This window comes from Pseudomonas sp. NPDC085632, from assembly GCF_044541255.1.
Taxonomy (GTDB): Bacteria; Pseudomonadota; Gammaproteobacteria; order Pseudomonadales; family Pseudomonadaceae; genus Aquipseudomonas.
Genome location: NZ_JBITSX010000028.1, coordinates 13879 through 37923, shown reverse-complemented (window position 1 = coordinate 37923; position 24045 = coordinate 13879). Strand labels below are relative to the sequence as shown.

Below are 24045 nucleotides of genomic sequence, written 5' to 3'. Positions count from 1 at the left end.
CTGGATCTCGGGCGGGGTAAATCCCTCCCCGTTTTACACCATCAAATTCCGGAGGTTATTTAGTGATCACTGAAGATATAAAAATTTTCGAAGAGATTTTCCAATTGGTCGAGGCAGGCATCGTCCATGGCTATGACGCGTTCCGATACGGTGTTGAGCTGGGTGAGGGCTATATAGAAACGGAATTAGCCGTCGAGAAAGACGGAATTGAGGACTGGAACGCCGAAACCGATATAAACGGGGCGATAATTCTTCGTCTGGTCGATCAATTGCAGGCAAACGCAGTCAAACGCGGTGAACCCTGGAAGGCGTTTGTTCTCTCTTATCGCGAAGGCGAACAAGTGAAAACGAAATTCAAGTATTGATCGGGGACGCCGCATTGCCGCGTTCCGGGAAACGAACGGGTGGCTCTGGCCACCTGTCGTTTGTCTGACCGGCGCAGCACGACAGGCCCAGAGTGATGCCTGTTTATCCAGCCCGAGGGGGGAGTTTCTTCCTGCCCTTCGGCAGGCGAACGTCAAGATCGTTGCAAGTCCGACCTGCCAATACATCCCTCAAGTGTTCGTTGTGGGATCGTGCGTTCACTTCGGATAAAGCGGCGGCAACCCACTGTCACCCACCGGATCCTGCACCCGTTCCGCCGCCGGAATAGCCCGAATCGCCCGCCACAAATCCTCACCCTGCCAATGCTGCCCCGTCTCGCTGTACAGCGCGCCGTTGAGACCGTCGAGGGCGTCGGATAGCGGCACAAACCGCGCTGCCATGTCCGCCAGTGTCTCCGGCTGCTGACGCGCCCACGCATCCAGTGCCTGCCGCGTCGCTTGCGGATCATTGGCCTGGCTCGCACGCTTGATGTCATCCATCAACGTGCGCGGGCTCGGGCCGGTTTGTGCGGCGCGATGCACCGCCGGTTGCCAACGCGCACGCCACCACAGGCCGAAGCCGAGCAGGGTGGTGCAGGCGAGGACTAGCGTGCTGAGTTTCCACCACCACAACACATCGTTATCGACGATGCTCGGTTGCAAATTGCCGGCCGGGGTGTCGACTTGCAGGCTCGGATTGTTGGCTACTTGCAGCGTGCGTGCGGGCAGGCTGCTGTGTTCCAGATGGTCTTCGAAGGTGTTCCACCAGACCACGTCCACCGTCGGCAAGTCGATGGCGCCGCTGCGACTTGGCACCAGTGCTTCGCGTTCTTCGCGGCTGCCGACGATGCCCCGGTCAGTGCTCTGGTTGCTCAGCACTGGTTGGTCGGGGTAGCGGCGCAGGCCGTTGACGTCGGTAGCGGGCAGCGCTGGCAGTTGTGAACTGGCGAGGCCTTCGACTTTCAGGGTCAGGCTGCGCGTCATCGAATCGCCAACCTGAGTGTGTTCCGGTTCCGGGTTCCAGCTTTCGCTCAGGCTCAGGCTGCGCGCGGGCAACCATGGCGCGTCGACCGGGTAGGTCAGTGGCTTGGGTTTGACGGTCAGGGGGATTTCGGCGGAACTGACGCGCATCAGTTTGCCCGGCTTCGGCCCCTGCGCATTGGCATCCTGAGACGGCTGCGTATCGACCAGTGTGGCGCTGAAGGTCTGCGGCGCAATGGTCAGCAAACCGCTGTGCTGCGGGTAGATCGCGTAGCGCATTTCGATCACGCCGTGGCGCACGCCGTTGAGGTCTTTTTCGTAGGTGCGCGTGTCGCCGAGCTGTTCGATACGCGCATCGGCGATTTGCAGCGGGGTCAGGCTGCTGTCGTCGTACAGCGACACCGAATGGTAGATGCGCAACGTCAGGATCGCCTGCGCCTGCACGTAGACGCTGGACTGGTCGAGGCTGGCTTCGATGAACACCGGATCAAGGCTGTTCTGGTTCTCGCGGGTGTCGCTTTCGACCACTTGCACGGTGATCGGCTGGCTCTGCGCGTCGCCCAGTTGCAGTGGCGGGATCACCACGCTGCCGTTCTCTTTGGGCAGCAGGGTGATGATCCAGCGCGTGGTCGCGCGGTTGTCGCCATTGAGCGTGTTGAGCTGGTTGACCTGCCGCGTGCCCCGCACTTCGAACAACGCTTCCAGCGCGGTCAGATCAGGTTTGCCGAACTGGGTGACGTCGCTGGTTTCGAGGGTGAGTTCGACCGTCTCGCCGGAGTTCAGGCGACTGCGATCCACACTGGCGGTCAGCTCGGCCGCCTGGGCGGTGGCCGTGCAGAGCAGCAGGGGCAGCAAGAGAGCGGTGAAGCGGGTCATCGAGTGTTTTCCTGATCCTGATGTTGTTGCTGTTCGTACCAGAATTTGCGTCGCAGCAATTCGCCCGGGTCATCCGGGATCTTGCCCAGCCATTGTTCCAGTGCCTGACGCTGCTCGCCTTCGAGGTTGTCTTCACTCGGGCGCAGCGTCGGCACGGTGTCCGTTTGTTCTTCCTCGTCGCTGCCCGGCACTTCGTTGGGGCCTGGCTGCGGCGGCGTGGTCGGTGGCGGTTCGCTGGCCGGTTCGACAGGCTGCGACGGGCTCTGCGTTTCACTGTTCACGGCGGGCGGCGGCGTGGTCGCGGGCGCGGGTTCGTCGCCCGGCAGACTTTGCTGCTCGCTCGGCCTGGTGTCCGGCTCGGCGGGTGGCGGTGTGTTTTTCTGCTTGAGCAGATTTTCCACCAGCGCCTTGTTGGTCTGCGCCGGACGCAAATCCGGTTGCAGTTCCAGAGCTTGTTCATAAGCGTCGATCGCCGCTTCCAGCTCACCACTTTTCGCCAGCGCATTGCCACGATTGTAGTGGGCGCGGGCATCGCTGCCTTCGGCGAAACGCTGAGCGGCGCCACTGTAGTCGCCGGCCTCGTACAACGCCACCCCTTGCCACTGGTGATCTTCGAAATGTTGCGCCGCCTCGGCCGGGCGCTTCTGTTTGAGCAGGTGCAGACCCTGTTGATCGGGGCGCAGCCACAAATCCTCAAAGTCAAAAGCGTAGCTGGGCTGCGGCAGGCACAACAGCAAAGGCAGGCAGAACAACCAGCCGCGCCGCCCGGCGCAGGCCGCGAGCAGCAACAGCGGCAACAGCAGCCAGTAACCCTGATCGGCCCAGGTGTCGAGGCGCACGGTCTGGCCGTCGTCGCGCAGGCTGCGCGGACCGTTGAGCAGGCCGAGCGCGCCGAGATCCGCTTCGTCGAGACGGGCAGGGTGGTATTCACCGCCGACGCTGTTGAGGAATGCGCTCAGGCCCGGACTGTCGAGTTGCGGCACACGAATCGCGCCCTGTTCGTCCTTGAGGAAACTGCCGTCCTCCTGAGCAATCGGCGCACCTTCGGCGGTGCCGACGCCGAGCATCAACAGTTGCGTCGATTGCCCACTCAGCGCGCGGCGGATGCCTTGGCGTTCCTGTTCATCAAGCGACGAGCCGATCAACAGAATCCGCCCCTGACCGAGCGCGCCTTGTTTCAGCAGGGCCAGCGCTTTGCTCACGGCGAGATCGGCACGATGGCCGCTTTCCGGCATCAACGACGGTTTGAGCGCATCGAGCAAATTGCGACTGGTCGCCAGGTCATCCGACAGCGGCACCAGCGTGTGTGCGCTGCCGGCGTAGACGACGATGGCGGTCTGCGCATCGCTGCGTGCCTGCAACAGGTCGAACAGCTTGCGTCGCGCCTGTTCCAGACGCGTCGGCGGCGAGTCCGTGGCGAGCATTTCCGGGGTCAGTTCCAGCACCACCACCAGCGGATCGGCGGCTTTCTGGCTGGTCTGTTCAACGCGCTCCCAACTCGGCCCGAGCAGCGCGAGAATGGTCAGCAACCACGCCAGGCCAAGGGCGATCCACGGCAGTTTGCTGTCACGCCCATTGCCGCCGCTGAGCAGGGTGGCATGAAATGCTGGCGGCAAAATCATCTGCCAGCGCCCGGCGCGTTTCTGCCGGTGCCAGAGTTGCCAGATCAGCCAGCCCAGCAGCGGCAGCAACAGCAACCACCACGGACGGAACCAGTGCGGCCAGAGCGCAATCATCGGCGCCTCCGCAGACGCAGGCGCTTGAGGCGCTCACGCCAGTCAGGCAGCGGACTTTGCAGATACAGCTCCTTGGTGAACAGGCGTTGCAGCGGGTTGTCCGGCCACAATTCACGGGCGACCAGCAACAGGCTCAACCATAGGGCCAGCGCCAATGGCCAGTGATACAAGGCTTGCGCCGGGCGTGCCTGGGTCGGTTGCTGGGTGACGGGTTCAAGCTGGTCGAGGGTGTCTTTGATCGCTTGCAACTCTTTGCCGTCGTGGGCGCGGAAATACTGGCCGCCGGTGACATCGGCGATGGCTTTGAGCGCCGGCTCGTCGAGGTCCAGGCTCGGATTGACGCCGAGCAGGCCGGTCGAGCCGCTGTCTTCGGGATTGGCGCCGATACCGATCGGATAGATTTTCACGCCTTCGCTGGCGGCCAGTTTTGCCGCCGTCAGCGGATCGATTTCGCCGCCATTGTTGGCGCCGTCAGTGACCAGAATCAGCACGCGGCTTTGCGCCGGACGCAGGCGCAGGCGTTTCAGCGCCAGACCGATGGCATCGCCGATGGCGGTGTTCTTGCCGGCAATGCCGATACGCGCTTCGTCGAGCCAGACGCGCACAGTGTGGCGGTCAAAGGTTAGCGGCGCTTGCAGGTAGGCCTGACTGCCGAACAGGATCAGGCCGACCCGGTCGCCATCGCGGCTTTCGAGGAAGTCGCCGAGCAGATGCTGCACCAGCGACAGACGGCTGACCTCTTCGTCCTGCCACTGCATATCGGGGAAATCCATCGAGCCGGACACGTCCACCGCCACCAATAGATCTCGCCCACTGGCAGCAATCGGCAGAGGTTCGCCGAGCCATTGCGGGCGCGCGGCGGCAGTCAGCAGCAACAGCCACAACAGCATGAATGGCGCTTGTTGACGCCAGGCGGGCAGATTGGCACGAGCGCGACGGCGGGCGAGGCCTTCGAGGTCAGACAGGAAACTGACTTTCAAGGCCGGCTCGCCGCTGTCGGCCACCGGCAGCACCAGGCGCATCAGCCACGGCAGCGGCAACAGCACAAAGATCCACGGCCAGGCGAACTCAAACATGTTTGCGAATCCACGTGTCGACCGCCTGGGTCAGGCCGGCGATGGCTTTGTCATCGAGTTTGCATTCCGGTTTGTACGCGCCCTCGACCAGCACCATCCAACGGGTCAGACCGGCCGCCGGGCAACGGTTATCGAGAAAGGCCAGCCATTTCCGCCCGTTGAGGGTGTGGCTCTGGCTGTAGGGATAGTGGTTGCGGCACAGGCGTTTGAGCAGGCCGTTGAGTTGTTGCAACCACGCGCCGGCCGGGGCACCGTCGTAGGGTTTGGGCATCTGCGCGAGTTCAGCAAGGGCGGCGATGCGCACCGGGTCGAGTGGCTGCTCGGCACGCACGATCGGGCGCTTCTTCATTGGGATGAAACGGCGCAGCTTCCACGCGGCGAAACCGAGCAGCGGCAATAACAACAGCAGCAGCCACCAGCCCGGCGCTGGCGGCCAGAAGGCGATCGGTGGCGGCGAGATCAGCGGTTGCAGTTGTTCGAGGCCGTTCATCGACCTTTCCCCGGACGCTGCGGATTGAGGAACTCGCGCATCTGCTCGACCATTTCACTTTGCGTACTCAGCGGCATCAGCAAAACCCGCAGCTTTTGCGCGAGCAGTTCCCAGCGGGCGATGCGTGCTTCGGCCTGGGCGCGATAGGTTTGGCGCAGATCGAAATTCAGCGTGTCGAGTTCGAGTTGTGCGCCGCGTTCGGCGAATCGGAGCAGGCCGGCAGCGGGGAGGGCGTGGTCCAGCGGATCGGAAATAGGCAACATCAACAGGTCGCAATGACGCGATAAAAGGCTGAGCTGTTGTTCGGCGCTGTCGGAGAGTGCACGTTCGTCGCAGATCACGATGGCCAGGCTGCCCGGGCGCAGCACTTCACGAGCACGGCGCAAGGCCACGCCAAACGCATCGCGATCCGGCTCACGCTCGCTGTGCAGCGATTGATTGACCTTGACCAGACGGTTGAGCAATTGCAGCAGGCTCTGCTTGCTGCGCCGCGGCTTGATTTCGTAGTGCTCGTTGTCACCGAACACCAGCCCGCCAACGCGGTCATTGTGGCCGAGCGCAGCCCAGCCGATCAGCGCTGCCACTTGCGCCGCGAGTACCGATTTGAACATCAGCCCGGAACCGAAAAACAGCCGTGTGCTTTGCTCGACCATGATGAAAATCGGCCGCTCGCGTTCTTCGTGGAACAGCTTGGTGTGCGGTTCCTGGGTGCGCGCCGTCACGCGCCAGTCGATGGTGCGCACGTCGTCGCCAGCCTGATAGACCCGCACTTGGTCGAAATCGACCCCACGGCCACGGAATTTCGAATGATGCAAACCGATCAGCGGGCTGCGCTGGCTCGGCGTGGAAAACAGCTGCACTTCACGCACGCGGTGGCGCATCTCGATCAGCTCGGCGAGGCTGACGCGGATGCCCGGTTCGGACGGCAAGGGGGCATTCATGGGGGTCAAGCGACGGCTACGACGTCGAGAATTCGCTGCACGACCCGATCCTGATCGATGCCGGCGGCTTCGGCTTCAAACGACAAAATGATGCGGTGGCGCAACACGTCGAACAGCACCGCTTGAATGTCTTCCGGGCTGACGAAGTCGCGACCGGCCAGCCAGGCGTGGGCGCGGGCACAGCGGTCGAGGGCAATCGAGCCACGCGGGCTGGCGCCATAGGCGATCCACTCGGCCATTTCCGGGTCGAACTTGGCCGGGTTGCGCGTGGCCATGACCAGTTGCACGAGGTATTCCTCCACGGCGTCGGCCATGTACAGACCGAGGATTTCCTTGCGCGCCGCAAAGATCGCCTGCTGGCTGACGCGGCGCTCGGGCTTGGTCTCGCCATTCAGCGCTTCGCCACGGGCCTGCTGCAGAATACGGCGTTCGACGGCAGCGTCCGGGAAACCGATTTTCACGTGCATCAGGAAACGGTCGAGCTGCGCCTCCGGCAGCGGGTAGGTGCCTTCCTGCTCGATCGGGTTCTGCGTGGCCATCACCAGAAACAGCGGCGACAGCTCATACGTGCTGCGACCGACACTGACCTGACGTTCGGCCATGGCTTCGAGCAGCGCCGATTGCACCTTGGCCGGGGCGCGGTTGATTTCGTCCGCCAGCACCAGGTTGTGGAAGATCGGCCCTTGCTGGAACACGAAACTGCCGGTTTCCGGGCGATAGATCTCGGTGCCGGTGATGTCGGCCGGCAGCAGGTCGGGGGTGAACTGGATGCGATGGAACTGGGCTTCGATGCCCTCGGCGAGTTCTTTGATCGCTTTGGTCTTGGCCAGACCCGGTGCGCCCTCGACCAGCATGTGGCCGTCGGCGAGCAAAGCGATGAGCAAACGCTCGATGAGTTTTTCCTGGCCGAGAATCTGCGTTGAAAGAAAGGTTCGCAGCGCGAGCAGCGCTTCACGATGTTCCATCGGTGACTGTTCCTGGAAAGGGGTGGCCACGCGCGTTCGGATAACGCCGGGGCTGGGGGCGTTACTTTAATCCATCGCGGGGGGTGGCGACTAACGGCATTTTGCGCAAAGTGCGGGAAATGACTGGGGGAATTGTTGGATTTTTGTAGCCAGGGAGTATTGAGGTGGCAGTTCTGGCCTCATCGCTGGCAAGCCAGCTCCCACAGTGATTGATGTGTTGCACAAATCGCATGCACACCGCCGATACCTGTGGGAGCTGGCTTGCCAGCGATGGGGCCAGAACGGACGCCATCAAATCTCGTTGATGAAGGTTCCAGTCCCGTCGAGGATATTCGTCAAGGTCTCGACAACCTCATCCATATCCACCATGTCCGGATTGAAGCTGATCTCCAGCACATCATCCCCATTCAACGCATCGGCATCCGCCGCCGCGATTTCGATCTTCAGCAGCGTCTTGCTCAGGGTGATTTTCACGCCATCGAGGGTCGACGGCTCGCCATCCAGCGTGATCTCCAGCTCATCCTCGTCCGGATAGCGGCTCATCAGAAACATGTCGCCCTTGTCGCTGTGGCAGCAGAGCATGGCCATGTTGTCTTCTTCGTCGTCGCACGGGTTGACGATCAGTAGGGCGGTGGTCATTTGCATGGTCAATTCCTGCCTCGAGGGGCGTGTTGGTCGCTAATGGGCGCGATTCTGCCAGTCCTCGGGAATTTCTGCATGTGAGAGTGTCAGAGGATGTGTCGTGAACGCGACGTGGGTCAATGGTCATTTCTGGCACGGATGTACCGTAAAAACGGGCATTCAGACCAGCGTTTTGCGCCACGAGTGCTAGTGTTTACCGGTGCCAAAGCCTCGGTTTACGTGCCAATGACCGAATATGTCGCAGCACCGCAAGCAGACACATTGTCGCACCCATTAAGCTGCGCAACGGATGAGCACCCGTAAAGGCATTGTCGCAAGTCTGGCAGTCGTTTTTGCAGATGCTCATTCTATGGAAGGTGAATGTGACCTGAGTGTCCCGTCCAGCTTCACCCACCTGTCCCCCTGTTTCCTCTGCCCGAGAATCAGGAACAGGGCGACACAGGCCCCGAAAGGGGTGTTGCACGCGACGCTTTCCATCAATAACAAGCTTAAGCGGAGTACCACAGATGGCGTTCTTCACCGCAGCCAGCAAAGCCGACTTCCAGCACCAACTGCAAGCGGCACTGGCGCAGCACATCAGTGAACAGGCACTGCCACAAGTGGCGCTGTTCGCTGAACAATTCTTCGGCATCATTTCCCTGGACGAGCTGACTCAGCGTCGCCTCTCCGACCTCGCTGGCTGTACTCTTTCTGCGTGGCGCCTGCTTGAGCGCTTCGATCACGCGCAACCGCAAGTGCGCGTCTACAACCCCGATTACGAGCGTCATGGCTGGCAGTCGACCCACACCGCGGTCGAAGTCCTGCACCACGACCTGCCATTTCTGGTCGACTCGGTCCGCACCGAGCTGAACCGCCGCGGCTACAGCATCCATACCCTGCAAACCACCGTGCTCAGCGTGCGTCGTGGCAGCAAGGGCGAGTTGCTGGAAATTCTGCCAAAAGGCAGCACCGGTGAAGGCGTGCTGCACGAATCGCTGATGTACCTGGAAATCGACCGCTGCGCCAACGCGGCCGAACTGAATGTGCTGAGCAAAGAGCTGGAACAGGTTCTCGGTGAAGTCCGCGTCGCGGTCGCCGATTTCGAGCCGATGAAAGCCAAGGTGCAGGAAATCCTCACCAAACTCGACAACAGCGCGTTCGCCGTCGATACCGACGAAAAGAACGAGATCAAGAGCTTCCTGGAATGGCTGGTGGGCAACCACTTCACCTTCCTCGGCTACGAAGAATTCGTGGTCACCGATCAGGCCGATGGCGGCCACATCGAGTACGACCAGAACTCCTTCCTCGGCCTGACCAAACTGCTGCGCACCGGCCTGACCTACGATGACCTGCGCATCGAAGACTACGCGGTGAACTACCTGCGCGAACCGACCCTGCTGTCGTTCGCCAAGGCGGCGCACCCAAGCCGTGTACACCGTCCGGCGTACCCGGACTACGTGTCGATCCGAGAAATCGACGCTGACGGCAAAGTCATCAAGGAACACCGTTTCATGGGCCTGTACACCTCGTCGGTGTACGGCGAGAGCGTGCGGGTCATCCCGTTCATCCGTCGCAAGGTCGAAGAAATCGAAACGCGCTCCGGCTTCCAGTCCAAGGCTCACCTGGGCAAGGAACTGGCGCAGGTGCTGGAAGTGCTGCCGCGTGATGACCTGTTCCAGACCCCGGTCGACGAACTGTTCACCACCGTGATGTCGATCGTGCAGATCCAGGAACGCAACAAGATCCGCGTGTTCCTGCGCAAAGACCCGTACGGTCGTTTCTGCTACTGCCTGGCCTACGTGCCGCGCGACATCTACTCCACCGAAGTTCGCCAGAAGATCCAGCAAGTGCTGATGGAGCGCCTGAAGGCTTCCGATTGCGAATTCTGGACGTTCTTCTCCGAGTCGGTACTGGCGCGCGTGCAGTTGATCCTGCGTGTCGACCCGAAAAACCGTCTCGACATCGACCCGGTGCTGCTGGAAAAAGAAGTCGTGCAAGCCTGCCGCAGCTGGCAGGACGATTACGCCGCACTGACCGTCGAGAGCTTCGGCGAAGCCCACGGCACCAACGTGCTGGCCGACTTCCCGAAAGGCTTCCCGGCCGGCTACCGCGAGCGTTTCGCTGCGCATTCGGCCGTGGTCGACATGCAGCACCTGCTGAGCCTCAACGAAAAAAATCCGCTGGTGATGAGCTTCTATCAGCCGCTCGGTCAGGTTTCCGGTCAACGCGAGCTGCATTGCAAGCTGTACCACGCCGACACCCCACTGGCGCTGTCCGACGTCTTGCCGATTCTGGAAAACCTCGGCCTGCGCGTACTGGGTGAATTCCCGTACCGTCTGCGTCACACCAATGGCCGCGAGTTCTGGATTCACGACTTCGCGTTCACTGCCGCAGAAGGCCTGGACCTCGACATCCAGCAACTCAACGACACCCTGCAGGACGCGTTTGTCCACATCGTCCGTGGCGAAGCCGAAAACGATGCGTTCAACCGTCTGGTACTGACCGCCGGCTTGCCTTGGCGCGACGTGGCGCTGCTGCGTGCCTACGCGCGTTACCTGAAGCAGATTCGTCTGGGCTTCGATCTGGGTTACATCGCCAGCACCCTGAACAACCACACCGACATCGCTCGCGAGCTGACCCGGTTGTTCAAGACCCGCTTCTATCTGGCGCGCAAGCTCAGCGACGACGACCTGGAAGACAAGCAACAGCGTCTGGAACAAGCGATTCTGACCGCACTGGACGACGTTCAGGTGCTCAACGAAGACCGCATCCTGCGTCGTTACCTCGACCTGATCAAAGCGACCCTGCGTACCAACTTCTATCAGACTGACGCCAACGGCCAGAACAAGTCGTACTTCAGCTTCAAGTTCAACCCGCACGCGATCCCTGAACTGCCGAAGCCAGTACCGAAGTTCGAAATCTTCGTTTACTCGCCACGCGTCGAAGGCGTGCACCTGCGCTTCGGTAACGTTGCCCGTGGTGGTCTGCGCTGGTCCGATCGTGAAGAAGACTTCCGTACCGAAGTCCTCGGCCTGGTAAAAGCCCAGCAAGTGAAGAACTCGGTCATCGTGCCAGTCGGTGCGAAGGGCGGCTTCCTGCCGCGTCGCCTGCCACTGGGCGGCAGCCGTGACGAGATCGCGGCCGAGGGCATCGCCTGCTACCGCATCTTCATTTCCGGTCTGTTGGACATCACCGACAACCTGAAAGACGGCGCACTGGTACCGCCATTGAACGTGGTTCGCCACGACGATGACGACCCGTACCTGGTGGTGGCAGCGGACAAGGGCACTGCGACCTTCTCCGACATCGCCAACGGCATTGCCATCGACTACGGTTTCTGGCTGGGTGACGCGTTTGCGTCCGGTGGTTCGGCCGGTTACGACCACAAGAAAATGGGCATTACCGCCAAGGGCGCGTGGGTCGGCGTACAACGTCACTTCCGCGAGCGCGGCATCAATGTTCAAGAAGACAGCATCACGGTTGTCGGCGTCGGCGACATGGCCGGTGACGTGTTCGGTAACGGCCTGTTGATGTCCGACAAGCTGCAACTGGTTGCCGCGTTCAACCACATGCACATCTTCATCGACCCGAACCCGAACCCGGCGACCAGCTTCGTCGAGCGTCAGCGCATGTTCGACCTGCCGCGTTCGGCCTGGACCGACTACGACACCAGCATCATGTCCGAAGGTGGCGGTATCTTCTCGCGCAGCGCGAAGAGCATCGCGATCTCCCCGCAGATGCAGGAACGCTTCGACATCAAGGCTGACAAACTGACCCCGACCGAACTGCTGAACGCTTTGCTCAAGGCGCCGGTGGATCTGCTGTGGAATGGCGGTATCGGTACTTACGTCAAGGCCAGCACTGAAAGCCACGCCGATGTCGGCGACAAGGCCAACGACGCACTGCGCGTGAACGGCAACGAGCTGCGCTGCAAAGTGGTGGGCGAGGGCGGTAACCTCGGCATGACCCAACTGGGTCGCGTGGAATTCGGTCTGAATGGCGGCGGTTCCAACACCGACTTCATCGACAATGCCGGGGGCGTCGACTGCTCCGACCACGAAGTGAACATCAAGATCCTGCTGAACGAAGTGGTTCAGGCCGGTGACATGACCGACAAGCAACGCAACCAGTTGCTGGCGAGCATGACCGACGAAGTCGGCAATCTGGTGCTGGGCAACAACTACAAGCAGACTCAGGCCCTGTCCCTGGCGGCGCGTCGTGCTTATGCGCGCATTGCTGAGTACAAGCGTCTGATGGGCGATCTGGAAGGTCGTGGCAAGCTGGACCGTGCCATCGAATTCCTGCCGACCGAAGAGCAGATCAACGAGCGCATTGCTGAAGGCCACGGTCTGACCCGTCCTGAGCTGTCGGTGCTGATTTCCTACAGCAAGATCGACCTCAAAGAGCAGCTGTTGGGCTCCTTGGTGCCGGACGACGAATACCTGACCCGCGACATGGAAACGGCGTTCCCGCCGACCCTGGTCAGCAAGTTCTCCGAAGCCATGCGTCGTCACCGTCTGAAGCGCGAGATCGTCAGCACCCAGATCGCCAACGACCTGGTCAACCACATGGGCATCACCTTCGTTCAACGACTCAAAGAGTCGACCGGCATGAGCCCGGCGAACGTGGCCGGTGCTTACGTGATCGTGCGCGACATCTTCCACCTCCCGCACTGGTTCCGTCAGATCGAAGCGCTGGACTACCAAGTCAGCGCTGACGTACAGCTGGAGCTGATGGACGAGCTGATGCGTCTGGGCCGCCGTGCCACGCGCTGGTTCCTGCGTGCCCGTCGCAACGAGCAGAACGCTGCCCGTGATACCGCGCACTTCGGTCCACACCTGAAAGAGCTGGGCCTGAAACTCGACGAACTGCTGAGCGGCGAAATCCGTGAAAACTGGCAGGCGCGTTATCAGGCGTACGTCGAAGCCGGTGTACCGGAATTGCTGGCGCGTATGGTTGCGGGCACCTCGCACCTGTACACGCTGCTGCCGATCATCGAAGCCTCCGACGTGACTGGCCAGAACCCTGCCGAAGTGGCCAAGGCTTACTTCGCCGTGGGCAGTGCGCTGGACATCACCTGGTACCTGCAACAGATCAGCGCGCTGCCGGTTGAAAACAACTGGCAGGCCCTGGCCCGTGAAGCGTTCCGTGACGATGTCGACTGGCAGCAACGTGCAATCACCATCTCTGTCCTGCAACAGGGCGACGGCACACTGGACGTGGAAGCACGTTTGGCGCTGTGGATGGAACAGCACGAAAGCATGATCTCGCGCTGGCGCGCCATGCTGGTGGAAATCCGTGCGGCGAGCGGCACGGACTACGCCATGTATGCAGTGGCCAACCGTGAACTGCTGGATCTGGCGTTGAGTGGGCAAGCGGTAGTGCCTGCGGTTGCTGCGAATGCCGAGCTTGAACTGGCGTAAGTAGTGGTGGAATGAGAAAGCCCCGGTGTCGTGAGATGCCGGGGCTTTTTTATGTCTGAAGGTTTTGTGGTGGCTGTTCTGGCCCCATCGCTGGCAAGCCAGCTCCCACAGGTTTTGTGTTGTACCCGGTCCTTGTGGGAGCTGGCTTGCCAGCGATGAGGCCCTTACATTCAATACAACTTATGTGATTGGTTGTTATCAAGCATCGACACTTTATCCGCAGGCCTGGCCACTAAATTGCTGAGCGACTGGTCAAACTTCTGCAATGCCCGAACTTGCACATCCTGCTGCTGATTAATATCCGCCACTATCTCTTCCGAGCGCTTGAAGTCCGCCCACACCGGCGTCAATTCCCGTGCATCCGAACCTTTCGCCGTACCGATATAGTTCAACCGCGCATCATAAAAATCGGCACTGACGTCGGCTTTGATATCGGAACTGCGCGAGGTGATCAACTGGCTGTGGGTGTCGACGATCGCTACCACATCCGGCTTGGCCGCGCGCAGGCTTTGCATGTCTGGATACACCGTCACTGAGCCAAACTGACGTTGCAGGGAGGCGTTGACCCAGTCCACCGCCATGTCTGGTTTCGAGCTGGCGACGTAGGCGTCATGGATCGGCTGCACCAGCAGGCTCTGGCCGAAACCGGTGCCGGCGTTGGTCTGATAGTCGCGCAAGTATTCGCGGTTGGTCTGCGTACTTGGGCTGTAAACCACGCCGAGTGATACGCCGGGACCGCTTTTTACCTGGGTGGCGCTGCTGCGGCCGGTGGGATGGGGGAGCATTGTGTCGAGTGAGGAAACGGCTTGGGGCGCGGTGGGGACTGAACAGGCTGACAGAGCTAAAACCGATATCGCCAAGACACTGGTGAGCGCAAGTTTCATGGTGTTTCTCCCGTGAAACAACATCAGTCGGAAAGTTTTTAAAGTCGTTGATGACGACCGTTAATTCAGACTAAACCCGCCAAGCTGACAATTTGCTGTAATAAAAGCAGAGCAATAGTTTGATTCGCTTTAACCCGCAACCACTAATTGCCCCGGGAAATAAAAAGGCGCCAATCGTCGATTTGCGCCCGTTTATTTATGGCTGGTTAAACAGCCATCAGTTTTTCAGCGGGATCAGCACTTGCTCATCCGGGGCCAGCACCATGAACACCAGCAACTTCGCAGGTTTGCTTTGGCTGGCATTTTTCGACACCAGATGCTCGGAGCCGGCCGGTTCGTACCAGAATTGACCCTTCTTGTAGGTGATCGGTTGTTCACCTTTGACTTGGGAAATCACTTCGCCTTCCAGCACGTAAGCCATCGCCGTGCCGTCGTGTTTGTGCGCGATGGAGGATTGGCCGGGTTTGTAGTCGACCTCGATCATCATGGCTTTTTTGCCGGGGGCGTTTTTCAGCATCTGGTCTTGCAGGACGGTGACTTTTTCCGACGGGTCGTGGGCAAAAGCGGCCGAGGTGCAAAGGCTCAGGGCGAGGGCGGCGGCGAAGACGTGCAGGGCTTTCATGGCGGGTTACCTGTGAGGGTTGGGGGTGCAATCACAGTAGTCCGCAGGGTGGCGCATTCAAACGGCCAATATTCGGGAAGATCAGGTGACCAATTGGAAGTTATTCAGCGTGTTTGAGTACGCCATCGCTGGCAAGCCAGGCTCCCACAGGGTTCAGCGTCGTTCGATAATTTAATGAACGACACAAAACCCTGTAGGAGCTGCCGCAGGCTGCGATCTTTTGATCTTGCTCTCAGACGATAGGGAAACTATTGAAGTCGACGCTATTGGCCAATCGACTATCGATCAGGTCAATAAACCCTTGCGCCTCGGGCCGGTTGAAATGCGCCTGCATCGCCGCTTCCGACTGCCAGCGGGCACTGACCGTCCAGCGGTGGCTGTCCTCGGGGCAGCGGTCGACCAGGTAAGAATCGCAGCCCGGCGTTTCGCGCAGGGTTTCGACGATCTTCTGCAGTTGCCTGCCCAGTTCATCCGAGCGGCCGGCCGCAGCCTGCACCTGGACCGTATTGATCACTTCGTTGGACATTGCTCACACTCCTGAATCAGGCCGGACGAATCCTGCTCATTGAGGGATAACGCCTGTGCAGGATAGGCCTGCACCCTGGGAACACCAATAACCAATCGGCGGTTAAATCTTCAGGCCAATCGCTCAGGCGACCTGCTGGAGGATGTCGCGCAGACGATCCAGCGCGATATCAATGTCCAGGGTTTCGATGGCGCCGAAGCCGAAGTACAGGCCGTTTTTCGCCGGTTGCTGATAATAGAAGCCGTTGATCGAGTACAAACCGACTTCGACTTTTTTTGCCAGTTCGATCACCAGCGGCAAATCGATGGGCACCTTGCAGAACACCGCCATATGAAACCCGGCGCTGGCCGGCACCGCGTCCAGCCATGGCGCCAGATCAGTCGCCATGCGCGCCAGAATCCGCTCGCGGCGCTGCGCATAAATCGCATGGCAACGGCGGATATGCTTGAGCAGGCAACCTTCGGCGATGAATTTTGCCAGCGCCCATTGCGGCAGGGTCGAGGCGTGCAAATCGGTCAATTGCTTGGCACGGATCACCGCTTCAAGAATGGCCGGCGGCAGAATCGCATAACCCAGGCGCAACTCCGGCAGCAGGGTTTTCGAGAACGTCCCGACGTAGGCGACGATGCCGCGCTGGTCGAGATTGAACAGCGAATCGGTCGGCCGGCCTTCGTAGCGGAATTCACTGTCGTAGTCGTCCTCGATGATGATCGCGCCCAGCTCATGGGCGCGAGCCAGCAAGGCTTCACGCCGCGCCTGACTCATCGGCATGCCCAGCGGAAACTGATGCGACGGCGTGACATAGATGAGGCGCGTGCCATCGGGAATGTGTTCGACCTGAATACCCTCGGCATCCACCGGAATCCCGACCACCTCGGCGCCGTGGGTGCCGAACAGCAGACGCGCCGGCGGATAACCGGGGTCTTCCATCGCCACCAGACTGCCCGGGCGAATCAGCACACGTGTGATCAGGTCCAGCGCCTGTTGCGCGCCGTTGCTTACCACAATGTCTTCGTCCTGGCAGTTGATGCCCCGGGAAAACGCGATGTGCCGGGCAATCGCATTGCGCAGCGCCGGCAGGCCTTCGGCGACACTGTAAAAACCCTTGGACTGGCCCATCTGGCGCATCGCATGGGCGACGCAGCGGCGCCAGTCATCCTGCGGAAACTGGCCCTTGCTCGTCGCGCCGCCGATGAAGTCGTAGCGCAGCGAGCCTTCCAGTGTCGGATGGCGCAGAAACACCGGCAGATTGCGCCAGCTCTCGATCACTTCGGCACTGGCCAGTTCGCTGTGGCTTTGCTTGCGCTGGATCTGCGCCGGTCGCGCGTTGACGTAAGTGCCTTTGCCGATCACCCCGGTGAGGAAGTTTTCGTAGGTCAGTTGCGCGTAGGTGTCGGAAATGGTCTTGCGCGAAATCCCCAGTTGCTCGGCGAGCAGACGGCTTGGCGGCAATTGCGTGCCAGCGGCCAGGCGCCCGGATTCAATGGCGCCGCGCAGTTGCTGGTACAACTGACCGGCGAGATCCTTGCGGCCGTTGATCACGACGTGAAGTTCCATACCGACGAGGCTCCCCGGGCAGTTGAGTGTGCCGGCCAGATTACTCCCGTTTGTTTGCGGGGCAGTAGTTGCGTGGAGTAAAAAACTCGAATTGGTCACGTACCTTGTGGGAGCTGGCTTGCCAGCGATGAGGCCTTCGGACCCAGCATTAGTGTCAGCAGATATACCGCCATCGCTGGCAAGCCAGCTCCCACAGGGTCAGTGTGTGTCCGGAGGCAGTGGTGTAGCGGTTTTCCGTGCAATTGGGGCTGTAACGCACCGCTGTCGGCGTTTACGGTGAAGTCATTATTCCGTCTACCGAGAACCGCCATGTCCCCGCGCCTGGATTACTACAACGCTTCGCCGAAGGCGATGAAAGCGATGATTGCCATGGAGGCGCTGACCGCCAACCTCAGTATCGAGCAGCCGCTGCTGCAACTGATCCGCATCCGTGCTTCACAGCTCAACGGCTGCGCATTCTGCACCGACATGCATTCGGTCGACGCGCGGCGGGCCGGGGAGAGTGATCGGCGTTTGTATGCGATCGCGGTGTGGCGCGACAGCAACTTCTTCAACCCGCGCGAGCGTGCGGCGCTGGCCTGGGCTGAGGCGGTGACGCTTTTGGCGGAAAGCCGTGTGCCGGATGAGGTGTATCAGCAGGCGCGCGAGCAATTCAACGAAGGCGAAATGGTCGACCTGACGATGGCCGTGACCACCATCAACAGCTGGAACCGCCTCGCAGTAAGCTTCCGCCAAACGCCTAGCGATTGAGCCCGCCCTGATCGTTCCCACGCTCTGCGTGGGAATGCCTCAACGGACGCTCCGCGTTCGGCTCCGGATGGGACGCGGAGCGTCCCATGCTGCATTCCCACGCGGAGCGTGGGAACGATCGGTGGGGTGTCATTGCGGTGGGCGTTGCGGTTTCACCGAGGTGCCAAAGGTATTGCCCATCCGCGTACTGGTCGCCGCCGGTGTCGCCAGTCCAACCTGATTCGGCGGCCGCTTATTCACCGGCACATTCAGCGCCTCCTGATTCTTCTCCGCCGCCGCCGCGCCTTCCGGGTTGTTGCCCATCTGCTGGCTCAAACAGTCGTAATTCGGTGCCTTGTAGCCGCCGACCGTCACCTCGACACAGCCCAACGGCTGTTCGGCATAAGCGCTCGACAGCGCCACCAACAACAGCCCGCCAAGGCTCAATCGCCACAGTGTGTTCATGCTCGCCTCCTGGCCGGCCCGGAGGGGCCGCGCTATGGCTTGAGTCTAGTGCAAGCCGTGCGCAATTCCCGTGATGGTTTTTTTGCACCGCCCGTCACACCAGATTCATAAACAGCCCTCAGGATGACGATTTCCAAGGATTCGTCAGCCGTGCAGCGAGGCAATTCCACGGACGGTTTTCAGCGTTCAACGAGGCTTGTGCGCCGGATGTGCCTGGGGTGGCTGCTTGGCTGTGCGGCGGGCCACGCCATGGCCGATGCGGTGCCGGCGGACTTGCGCATGACGCTGCACATTCCGGCACAGGATCTGGCGCACGCGCTGGATCAGTACAGCCATGCCACCGGCGTTGCGGTGCTGGTCGACAGCCAGTTGAGTCGCGGCCGACGTTCGCTGGCGGTGGATGGTGAATACACCGCCGCCGATGCCCTGCGTCGCTTGCTCGGCGGCAGTGGGTTGATGGCGCGTTATGCCCGGGACGATGCGTTTACGTTGCAAGTGGCGCAGGTCGAAGACGTGCCGACGCCGCCGCAAAAACAGACGCCGGAAAGCGTCGCGGTCAATCGCAGTTACGCGACGGCGGTGCAGGCGGCCATCGAACGCAATCTGTGCCGCTCGCCGCTGACCCGACCGGGCAGTTATCGCGCGGTGTTGCAGGTGTGGGTCGGCCGCGATGGCTTGGTGCAGCACAACCGGTTGGTCACTTCGACCGGTGATGTACGGCGCGACAACGCGCTGGTGGAAAGTTTTCGCAACCTCAAAATCGACCGGCCGACGCCCAGCGCCTTGCGTCAGCCGGTCACGTTGCTGTTGTTACCGGAGTCGTCAGGGAAACGCATGGAATGCACCAAATGGGAAGGAGTTTCCGGGGGATGAAAGACACCGGACAAGGTTCGATGGTCCAACTGTTCCTGACGTCCTACGAGGACTTTCGGGTGCGCCTGCGCAGGCGTCTCGGTTCGGAAGATCTGGCCAACGACGTGCTGCACGAAACCTACCTGCGCGTCGACCGCATGGAGACGCCGCCGAACGTCCTGCGGCCGAATGCCTACCTCTATCGCATGGCCCTGAACATCGCCGCCGACCGCCGTCAGGCCGATGCGCGCCTGCTCACCGGCGAGGAAGTCGAGGAGCTGCTGCAAATCGGCGACGAAGCCCTCGACCCGGCGCGGGTGGTCGGTGGGCAAAAGGAAATCCAGTCACTGCTCAGTGCGTTGTACGAGCTGCCCGCACGGCGCCGGAAGATCTTCATCGCCGCGCGCCTGGAAGAGGCACCGCATCTGGAAATTTCCCAGCGTTTCGGCATTTCCACGCGCATGGTCGAAAAGGAAATCAAAGCCGCATTGGGCTTCTGCGCGGCGAAACTGGAAAGAAAAGTGTTTCAGCGGTTCGGTCGCGGGGCCGGAAAACCGTCTTCTGAATAGTGCCCGATCAATTCGTTGAGAATCTGCGCGTTTGAACATCTTTCGACTGACACCTTCCGAGCCATCGGCGGCCGACCATCTGCACAGCGAAGCCCGCGACTGGCTGGTCCTGCTGACCTCCGGCCGCGCCACCGTGGCCGACGCCCGCGCCTTGCGCGAATGGTGCGCGCAGAGTGCCGAGCATGCCCGCGCGTTCGAAGAGGCCAAGCGGTTGTGGCAGCAACTGCAACCGGCCGTGGAGCAGATGCAGGCGCCGCGTGGGTTTGGTCGACGTGCTTTTCTCGGCGGGGCGATTGCTGCGTCGGCGGCGTTTTTGCTGGTGCGCGGGACGATTCCCGGTGGCTTCGAAGGGCTCGGTGCCGACTTCATCACCGAAGTCGGCCAGCAGCGTCGCTTTGAACCGGCGCAGGGTGTGAGCCTGGAATTGAACACCCAGACGCGGATCAATCAGCGCTCCATCGATAACGGTGTGCAAGGCTTCGAACTGGTCAGCGGTGAAGTCGAAGTGCAGACCGCACGCTTGCCGCTGGCGATGCAGGCTGGAGGAGGGTGGTTGCGCGCCAGTCAGGCACGTTTCAACTTGCGCAACACCGATCAGCAAGTCTGTGTGACCTGCCTCGATGGCGCGGTTGAAGTAGATGTTGAAGGTCGCAGCCTGCGCCTCGAACCGGGCCAGCAAGTGACCTACGACGCGCAGCAAGTCGGCAGCGTGCAAAGCGTCGATACAGCCGCCGTGATGAACTGGCGCCAACAAGTGCTGGTCTTCAACGGCGCGACCCTCAGCCAGATGATCGACGAAATCAACCGCTACCGCCCCGGCATGTTGCTGCTGCTCAACCGCGAACTCGGCCAACGCCGCGTCCAGGCCCGCTTCAGCCTTGACCAACTCGCCGGCGTCGCACTGCTCATCCGGGATGCCTATGGCGTCAAATGCACCGAGTTGCCGGGTGGCGTTGTCGTTTTGAGTTAGTGGGTTTGACTGGGTACATATCCGTTGCTGCGGTAACGGCTGCTTAGGGTTCCGCCCTTACGGCGGGTCACTTTTTCCAGACGCCCGGAGTGCCGGCCCAGAAAAAAGTAACCAAAAAGGCTTGCTCCTGCGTGCGGCCCGCTCGCTAAAGCTCGGGGTTCCTTCGCTCCGGGATCCATCCGGGCGCATCGCCTACGGTTTGCTTCGCTGCACCTCCTCTCGATGCATTTGGCTGCGCCAAACGGTCGCTGCGCTCCCACCCCCGGATGAATCCCTCCACTCAGCCTTCCGACGTCGCCCGTGGATCAAGATCAAGAGCTTTCGGCGAGCTGACACTCGGCCATTGAGTGGGGCGGCTTCGCCGCATGCTGTGCTCGCGAATCGAAATTTTGGGAGCTGGCCTGCCAGCGATGGCGGCCTGTCAGCGGACCAATATCTACCGGCTGCACTCAGTCTTTGTGGGAGCTGGCTTGCCAGCGATGGCGACCAACCAGACAACCAACCCCTGACTGACTTCACCCAATTCCTGTGGGAGCTGGCTTGCCAGCGATGACGGCCTGCCAGCCAACCAACCCCAACTGACTGCACCCAATCCCAATGTAGGAGCTGCCGAAGGCTGCGATCTTTTGATCTTCAAAGTCAAAAGATCGCAGCCTTCGGCAGCTCCTACACGGATATCCACATTGCAGCCAGTATCACTCCAACGGCCCAATCACCTGCCGGTATTTCTCCACCCCCTGCGCAGTCCCCCGATTCAACCGAATCTCCAACCCCAGCGGATCCTCCCGCCGATTCCCACTCAACTGCCGCCACCCCTTATCCACCTCCCAAACCCGCACCTGCACATCGCTGACATCACTCAAAACAGCCACCCCATTCCCAGGCGCCGGCAACGGATACCGACTCCGCGCCTCAGCCACCGCCCGATACAACGTGTCGCCCTTGACCCACCACCGCACCCGCTGCAACGCCCCCGGCTGATCCGCCGCCGTGCGAATAATGTCCAGCCGAAACCCCTTACTGTCGCTACTGCGCACAGTCAGAGCGGGCGGGGCGCTCGGCGGTTCATCATCCACCCCAACCTTCTTCGGCTCAGTCAACTCAATCCCCGCGCGCATCTCCACATCCCGCTGCAACTGATTCAGCGCCCGCACCAAACCGTCACTCTGCTCACTGCTCGCCTGCAAATGACTGTCCGCCCGCGTCACACTGTCCAGCCCGCGCCAAGCAATCAGACTCACCACCGCCATCAACAAAATCGCGACCATCACCTCAATCAACGTAAACCCTTGCTGGCGCTTCATTGCAGGCTGATCCTTCCGCTGCCATCACGCAGCACACTCAAGCGATTCAAGCCATCCGACAACGTCAATTGCAGCGGCGGATTGATCCACTCAGCGTTCAGCACAACCTTCTGTTTCGGCTCCACCCGCACCTCCATCTTCGGACTCTGCCAGGCACGCGGCCGCAACTGCGGATCCTGCGCGAAATGATCAAACCCCTTGCCACTGTCACTGCGCCGACTAAACCGAAACCCCTTGGCATCACTCACCCACACAATCGGCCGACCATCCGCGCGCGCCTCCGCCTGCGCCACCTGCAGCAACTGCGCCACACGCTCGGCATCCTTGCGCAGCAACTGCAACGGATCGGGCTTGATACTCAGGCTGATCGCCGCACTGGCGATGCCGATGATCACCAGCACCACCATCAACTCGATCAGCGTAAAACCCTCTTGCCTGTTCATCGCGCGCGCTCCTTTGCGTCCTGCGCCATAGTGCACGGCCAACATGTAAGGCGTGTGAAATAAAACGGAGAGAATTGCCGCGTAGGCTGACAGCAGGGATAAAAAGGAGATTCAACCCATGACCTTCACCGCACGCGTTTCCCCACCACAAATGGTCCAGGTACTCGCGCTGACCGACCCTGAGTGAAGACGACCGCTCGTCGAAAAAGGACCGCTACCTGTCAGATCTGACAGGTGTGCATTTGCGTTTTTCAGCGTTGAATTACTCCGTTCCATTTATCTCACTATCGGAGTTTTCACCATGTCGACATCCCAACCTAATGCAACTGCACCCACTATCACTTCGGTCAAAGGAGCCAACGGCGTTGAAATTGCGAATGGCGGTAAAACCACCGAGACCCGCGTGACTCTTGCCGGTATCGCGGAAGCAACGCAGAAAGTTGAAGTGTTTGATGGCACGTTTGCCAAAGGTGCAGTCGTTGTCGATCCAATGGGCAACTGGACCTTTTCCTTGAGTGAATTGAGCGTGGGTTCGCACAGCATTAGAGCCAAGGCGCTATACGGTGCTGGAGAAGAGTCCCATTCCTGGAACTTCACTGTGGTTCCAAACAAGTAGGCTAAAAAATGGCTCCTGGCCTAGTCCTTTTCTAAATATGAGGGCTAAGCTCAGGAGCCTTATGGGCCGCTCAGCAGGGTATCGAGTGTGGCCAACGGTAGCGCGTCCTGACTACGGTCAAACACCCGCACGCCAACCTTGAGCAACCGCCCATTCCCCGCCGCGCCAATGACCTGTTCACTGCGCAACAACCGCATAACCCGGCCATGCAAACTTCGCAATCAGGGCCATCGAACGCTCATTGCTCCGCGTCTCAACCCGGCCCCGGCGATGATCACCCGCACCACCATCAACTCGATCAGCGTAAAACCCTGTTGCCTGTTCATCGCGCGCGCGCTCCTTTGCGTCCTGCGCCATCGTGCACGGCCAACCTGTAAGGCGTGTGAAATAAAACGGAGAGAATTGCCGCGTAGGCTGGCAGCAGGGATAAAAAGGAGATTCAACCCATGACCTTCACCGCACGCGTTTCCCCACCCCAAATGGTCCAGGCCCTCGCGCTGCTCGCCGCGCTGGTCGGCGTGGCGACGTGGTCGTCGCTGCTGCTGACCTCCGCCGAATCCCACACCCCGGCAGCGGCCCCGCAATTGCTGGCGGCGCGCAGTGATAGCCCGGCGTTGCAGTGGTTTTCCAATCAAACGGCGCCGATGGATATCAAGGTGAGCGGGGTGATGGCGGGGAGTCGGGGGGCGGTGGCGATACTGAGTTTGAATGACGGGCCGCCGAGGAGTTTTTTGCAGGGGGAGAGGGTGGGGCCTGGGGTGAAGTTGGTGGCGGTGGAGGGGGATGGGGTGGTGATTGAGCAGGGTGGGGAGAGGGTAAGGTTGGAGGTGGAGAGGTTGGCGGAGGGGGTGGTGTTGCCGGAGTTGGTGAGGCGGTGAGGTAGGGTGGATTCGCTTTTAAGATGGTTGCAATTTCAGATGTTTGTGCAAAAAAAGCAAACAGACAACCAGAAGGATTCTCAGTCGGAGTTGACCAGAGTAGGTCGCCGCTAATGCTTGCTATTGGCCATTAGCGGACGCTCAGATTAAGCCTCTTTG

General features: G+C 60.7%; 24 protein-coding genes. 8 read left to right on the top strand and 16 right to left on the bottom strand.

Going from position 1 to position 24045, the window contains the following annotated elements; translation table 11 throughout:
• Positions 1 to 62: 62 nt before the first annotated feature.
• Entirely contained in the window at positions 63 to 365 is a 303-nt protein-coding gene (locus ACIF4X_RS18190; RefSeq protein WP_077573237.1) for a hypothetical protein, read from the top strand.
• Positions 366 to 581: 216 nt separating this feature from the next.
• Here ACIF4X_RS18190 and ACIF4X_RS18185 read toward each other — a convergent pair whose 3' ends face one another.
• From ACIF4X_RS18185 to ACIF4X_RS18155, 7 genes are all read right to left on the bottom strand, one after another.
• Positions 582 to 2219 (bottom strand): BatD family protein, encoded by a 1638-nt coding sequence (locus ACIF4X_RS18185; RefSeq protein WP_397483201.1) that lies wholly within the window; start codon positions 2217 to 2219, stop codon positions 582 to 584.
• A complete protein-coding gene (locus ACIF4X_RS18180; RefSeq protein ID WP_397483200.1) occupies positions 2216 to 3955 on the bottom strand; it encodes a tetratricopeptide repeat protein in 1740 nt (579 codons plus the stop codon). Before ACIF4X_RS18180 ends, ACIF4X_RS18185 begins: the two co-directional genes overlap by 4 nt.
• Positions 3952 to 5031 (bottom strand): vWA domain-containing protein, encoded by a 1080-nt coding sequence (locus ACIF4X_RS18175; protein WP_397483199.1) that lies wholly within the window; start codon positions 5029 to 5031, stop codon positions 3952 to 3954. Before ACIF4X_RS18175 ends, ACIF4X_RS18180 begins: the two co-directional genes overlap by 4 nt.
• The gene (locus tag ACIF4X_RS18170) at positions 5024 to 5521 is read right to left on the bottom strand and encodes a DUF4381 domain-containing protein (RefSeq protein ID WP_064119837.1); all 498 of its coding nucleotides are present in this window, start codon (positions 5519 to 5521) and stop codon (positions 5024 to 5026) included. The genes ACIF4X_RS18175 and ACIF4X_RS18170 overlap by 8 nt, the downstream gene beginning before the upstream one ends.
• The gene (locus tag ACIF4X_RS18165; protein WP_116029096.1) at positions 5518 to 6462 is read right to left on the bottom strand and encodes a DUF58 domain-containing protein; all 945 of its coding nucleotides are present in this window, start codon (positions 6460 to 6462) and stop codon (positions 5518 to 5520) included. Before ACIF4X_RS18165 ends, ACIF4X_RS18170 begins: the two co-directional genes overlap by 4 nt.
• A 5-nt stretch (positions 6463 to 6467) precedes the next feature.
• Positions 6468 to 7427 carry a MoxR family ATPase gene (locus ACIF4X_RS18160; RefSeq protein WP_007913915.1) on the bottom strand — a complete coding sequence of 320 codons (960 nt, stop codon included), beginning with the start codon at positions 7425 to 7427 and terminating at the stop codon, positions 6468 to 6470.
• Positions 7428 to 7718: 291 nt separating this feature from the next.
• Positions 7719 to 8072 carry a hypothetical protein gene (locus ACIF4X_RS18155; protein ID WP_397483198.1) on the bottom strand — a complete coding sequence of 118 codons (354 nt, stop codon included), beginning with the start codon at positions 8070 to 8072 and terminating at the stop codon, positions 7719 to 7721.
• Between the two features lie 503 nt (positions 8073 to 8575).
• Here ACIF4X_RS18155 and ACIF4X_RS18150 point away from each other — a divergent pair.
• A complete protein-coding gene (locus ACIF4X_RS18150; protein WP_397483197.1) occupies positions 8576 to 13471 on the top strand; it encodes an NAD-glutamate dehydrogenase in 4896 nt (1631 codons plus the stop codon).
• A gap of 170 nt (positions 13472 to 13641) precedes the next feature.
• On the opposite strand, the gene ACIF4X_RS18145 is transcribed toward ACIF4X_RS18150, so the two are convergent.
• The 4 genes from ACIF4X_RS18145 to ACIF4X_RS18130 form a co-directional block, all read right to left on the bottom strand.
• A complete protein-coding gene (locus tag ACIF4X_RS18145; protein ID WP_397483196.1) occupies positions 13642 to 14355 on the bottom strand; it encodes an ATPase in 714 nt (237 codons plus the stop codon).
• 217 nt (positions 14356 to 14572) lie between these two features.
• Positions 14573 to 14977, bottom strand: a complete 405-nt coding sequence (locus tag ACIF4X_RS18140; protein ID WP_397483195.1) for a cupin domain-containing protein — start codon at positions 14975 to 14977, stop codon at positions 14573 to 14575.
• Positions 14978 to 15209: 232 nt separating this feature from the next.
• Positions 15210 to 15503: a putative quinol monooxygenase gene (locus ACIF4X_RS18135; protein WP_016984406.1), complete on the bottom strand. Its 294-nt coding sequence runs from the start codon at positions 15501 to 15503 to the stop codon at positions 15210 to 15212.
• A 123-nt stretch (positions 15504 to 15626) separates the two neighbouring features.
• Positions 15627 to 17060 carry a PLP-dependent aminotransferase family protein gene (locus tag ACIF4X_RS18130; protein ID WP_397483194.1) on the bottom strand — a complete coding sequence of 478 codons (1434 nt, stop codon included), beginning with the start codon at positions 17058 to 17060 and terminating at the stop codon, positions 15627 to 15629.
• Between the two features lie 309 nt (positions 17061 to 17369).
• Between ACIF4X_RS18130 and ACIF4X_RS18125 the strand changes: the two genes are divergently transcribed.
• A complete protein-coding gene (locus ACIF4X_RS18125; protein ID WP_397483193.1) occupies positions 17370 to 17810 on the top strand; it encodes a carboxymuconolactone decarboxylase family protein in 441 nt (146 codons plus the stop codon).
• Positions 17811 to 17939: 129 nt separating this feature from the next.
• Here ACIF4X_RS18125 and ACIF4X_RS18120 read toward each other — a convergent pair whose 3' ends face one another.
• Positions 17940 to 18254: a hypothetical protein gene (locus ACIF4X_RS18120; protein WP_397483192.1), complete on the bottom strand. Its 315-nt coding sequence runs from the start codon at positions 18252 to 18254 to the stop codon at positions 17940 to 17942.
• Between the two features lie 207 nt (positions 18255 to 18461).
• Here ACIF4X_RS18120 and ACIF4X_RS18115 point away from each other — a divergent pair, with 207 nt between their 5' ends.
• Genes ACIF4X_RS18115 through ACIF4X_RS18105 form a run of 3 tightly spaced genes read left to right on the top strand, consistent with a single transcriptional unit; the run spans position 18462 to position 20645 of the window.
• On the top strand, positions 18462 to 19127 hold the full coding sequence (locus tag ACIF4X_RS18115; protein WP_397483215.1) for a secretin and TonB N-terminal domain-containing protein: 666 nt from the start codon (positions 18462 to 18464) through the stop codon (positions 19125 to 19127).
• The gene (locus tag ACIF4X_RS18110; RefSeq protein WP_007913935.1) at positions 19124 to 19675 is read left to right on the top strand and encodes an RNA polymerase sigma factor; all 552 of its coding nucleotides are present in this window, start codon (positions 19124 to 19126) and stop codon (positions 19673 to 19675) included. The genes ACIF4X_RS18115 and ACIF4X_RS18110 overlap by 4 nt, the downstream gene beginning before the upstream one ends.
• Positions 19676 to 19706: 31 nt before the next feature.
• Positions 19707 to 20645, top strand: a complete 939-nt coding sequence (locus ACIF4X_RS18105; RefSeq protein ID WP_397483191.1) for a FecR family protein — start codon at positions 19707 to 19709, stop codon at positions 20643 to 20645.
• A 695-nt stretch (positions 20646 to 21340) separates the two neighbouring features.
• On the opposite strand, the gene ACIF4X_RS18100 is transcribed toward ACIF4X_RS18105, so the two are convergent.
• Both ACIF4X_RS18100 and gspH read right to left on the bottom strand, forming a co-directional pair.
• Positions 21341 to 21949, bottom strand: coding sequence for a prepilin-type N-terminal cleavage/methylation domain-containing protein (locus tag ACIF4X_RS18100; RefSeq protein WP_397483190.1), 609 nt, complete (start codon positions 21947 to 21949; stop codon positions 21341 to 21343).
• The gene (gspH, locus tag ACIF4X_RS18095; protein WP_038369315.1) at positions 21946 to 22392 is read right to left on the bottom strand and encodes a type II secretion system minor pseudopilin GspH; all 447 of its coding nucleotides are present in this window, start codon (positions 22390 to 22392) and stop codon (positions 21946 to 21948) included. The genes ACIF4X_RS18100 and gspH overlap by 4 nt, the downstream gene beginning before the upstream one ends.
• Positions 22393 to 22693: 301 nt before the next feature.
• Here gspH and ACIF4X_RS18090 point away from each other — a divergent pair, with 301 nt between their 5' ends.
• A complete protein-coding gene (locus ACIF4X_RS18090; protein WP_397483189.1) occupies positions 22694 to 23008 on the top strand; it encodes a hypothetical protein in 315 nt (104 codons plus the stop codon).
• A 59-nt stretch (positions 23009 to 23067) separates the two neighbouring features.
• On the opposite strand, the gene ACIF4X_RS18085 is transcribed toward ACIF4X_RS18090, so the two are convergent.
• A complete protein-coding gene (locus ACIF4X_RS18085; protein WP_397483188.1) occupies positions 23068 to 23205 on the bottom strand; it encodes a hypothetical protein in 138 nt (45 codons plus the stop codon).
• Positions 23206 to 23229: 24 nt separating this feature from the next.
• Positions 23230 to 23334 (bottom strand): prepilin-type N-terminal cleavage/methylation domain-containing protein, encoded by a 105-nt coding sequence (locus ACIF4X_RS18080; protein ID WP_397483187.1) that lies wholly within the window; start codon positions 23332 to 23334, stop codon positions 23230 to 23232.
• A 120-nt stretch (positions 23335 to 23454) separates the two neighbouring features.
• Here ACIF4X_RS18080 and ACIF4X_RS18075 point away from each other — a divergent pair, with 120 nt between their 5' ends.
• On the top strand, positions 23455 to 23886 hold the full coding sequence (locus ACIF4X_RS18075) for a type II secretion system protein N (RefSeq protein WP_397483186.1): 432 nt from the start codon (positions 23455 to 23457) through the stop codon (positions 23884 to 23886).
• Positions 23887 to 24045 lie beyond the last annotated feature (159 nt).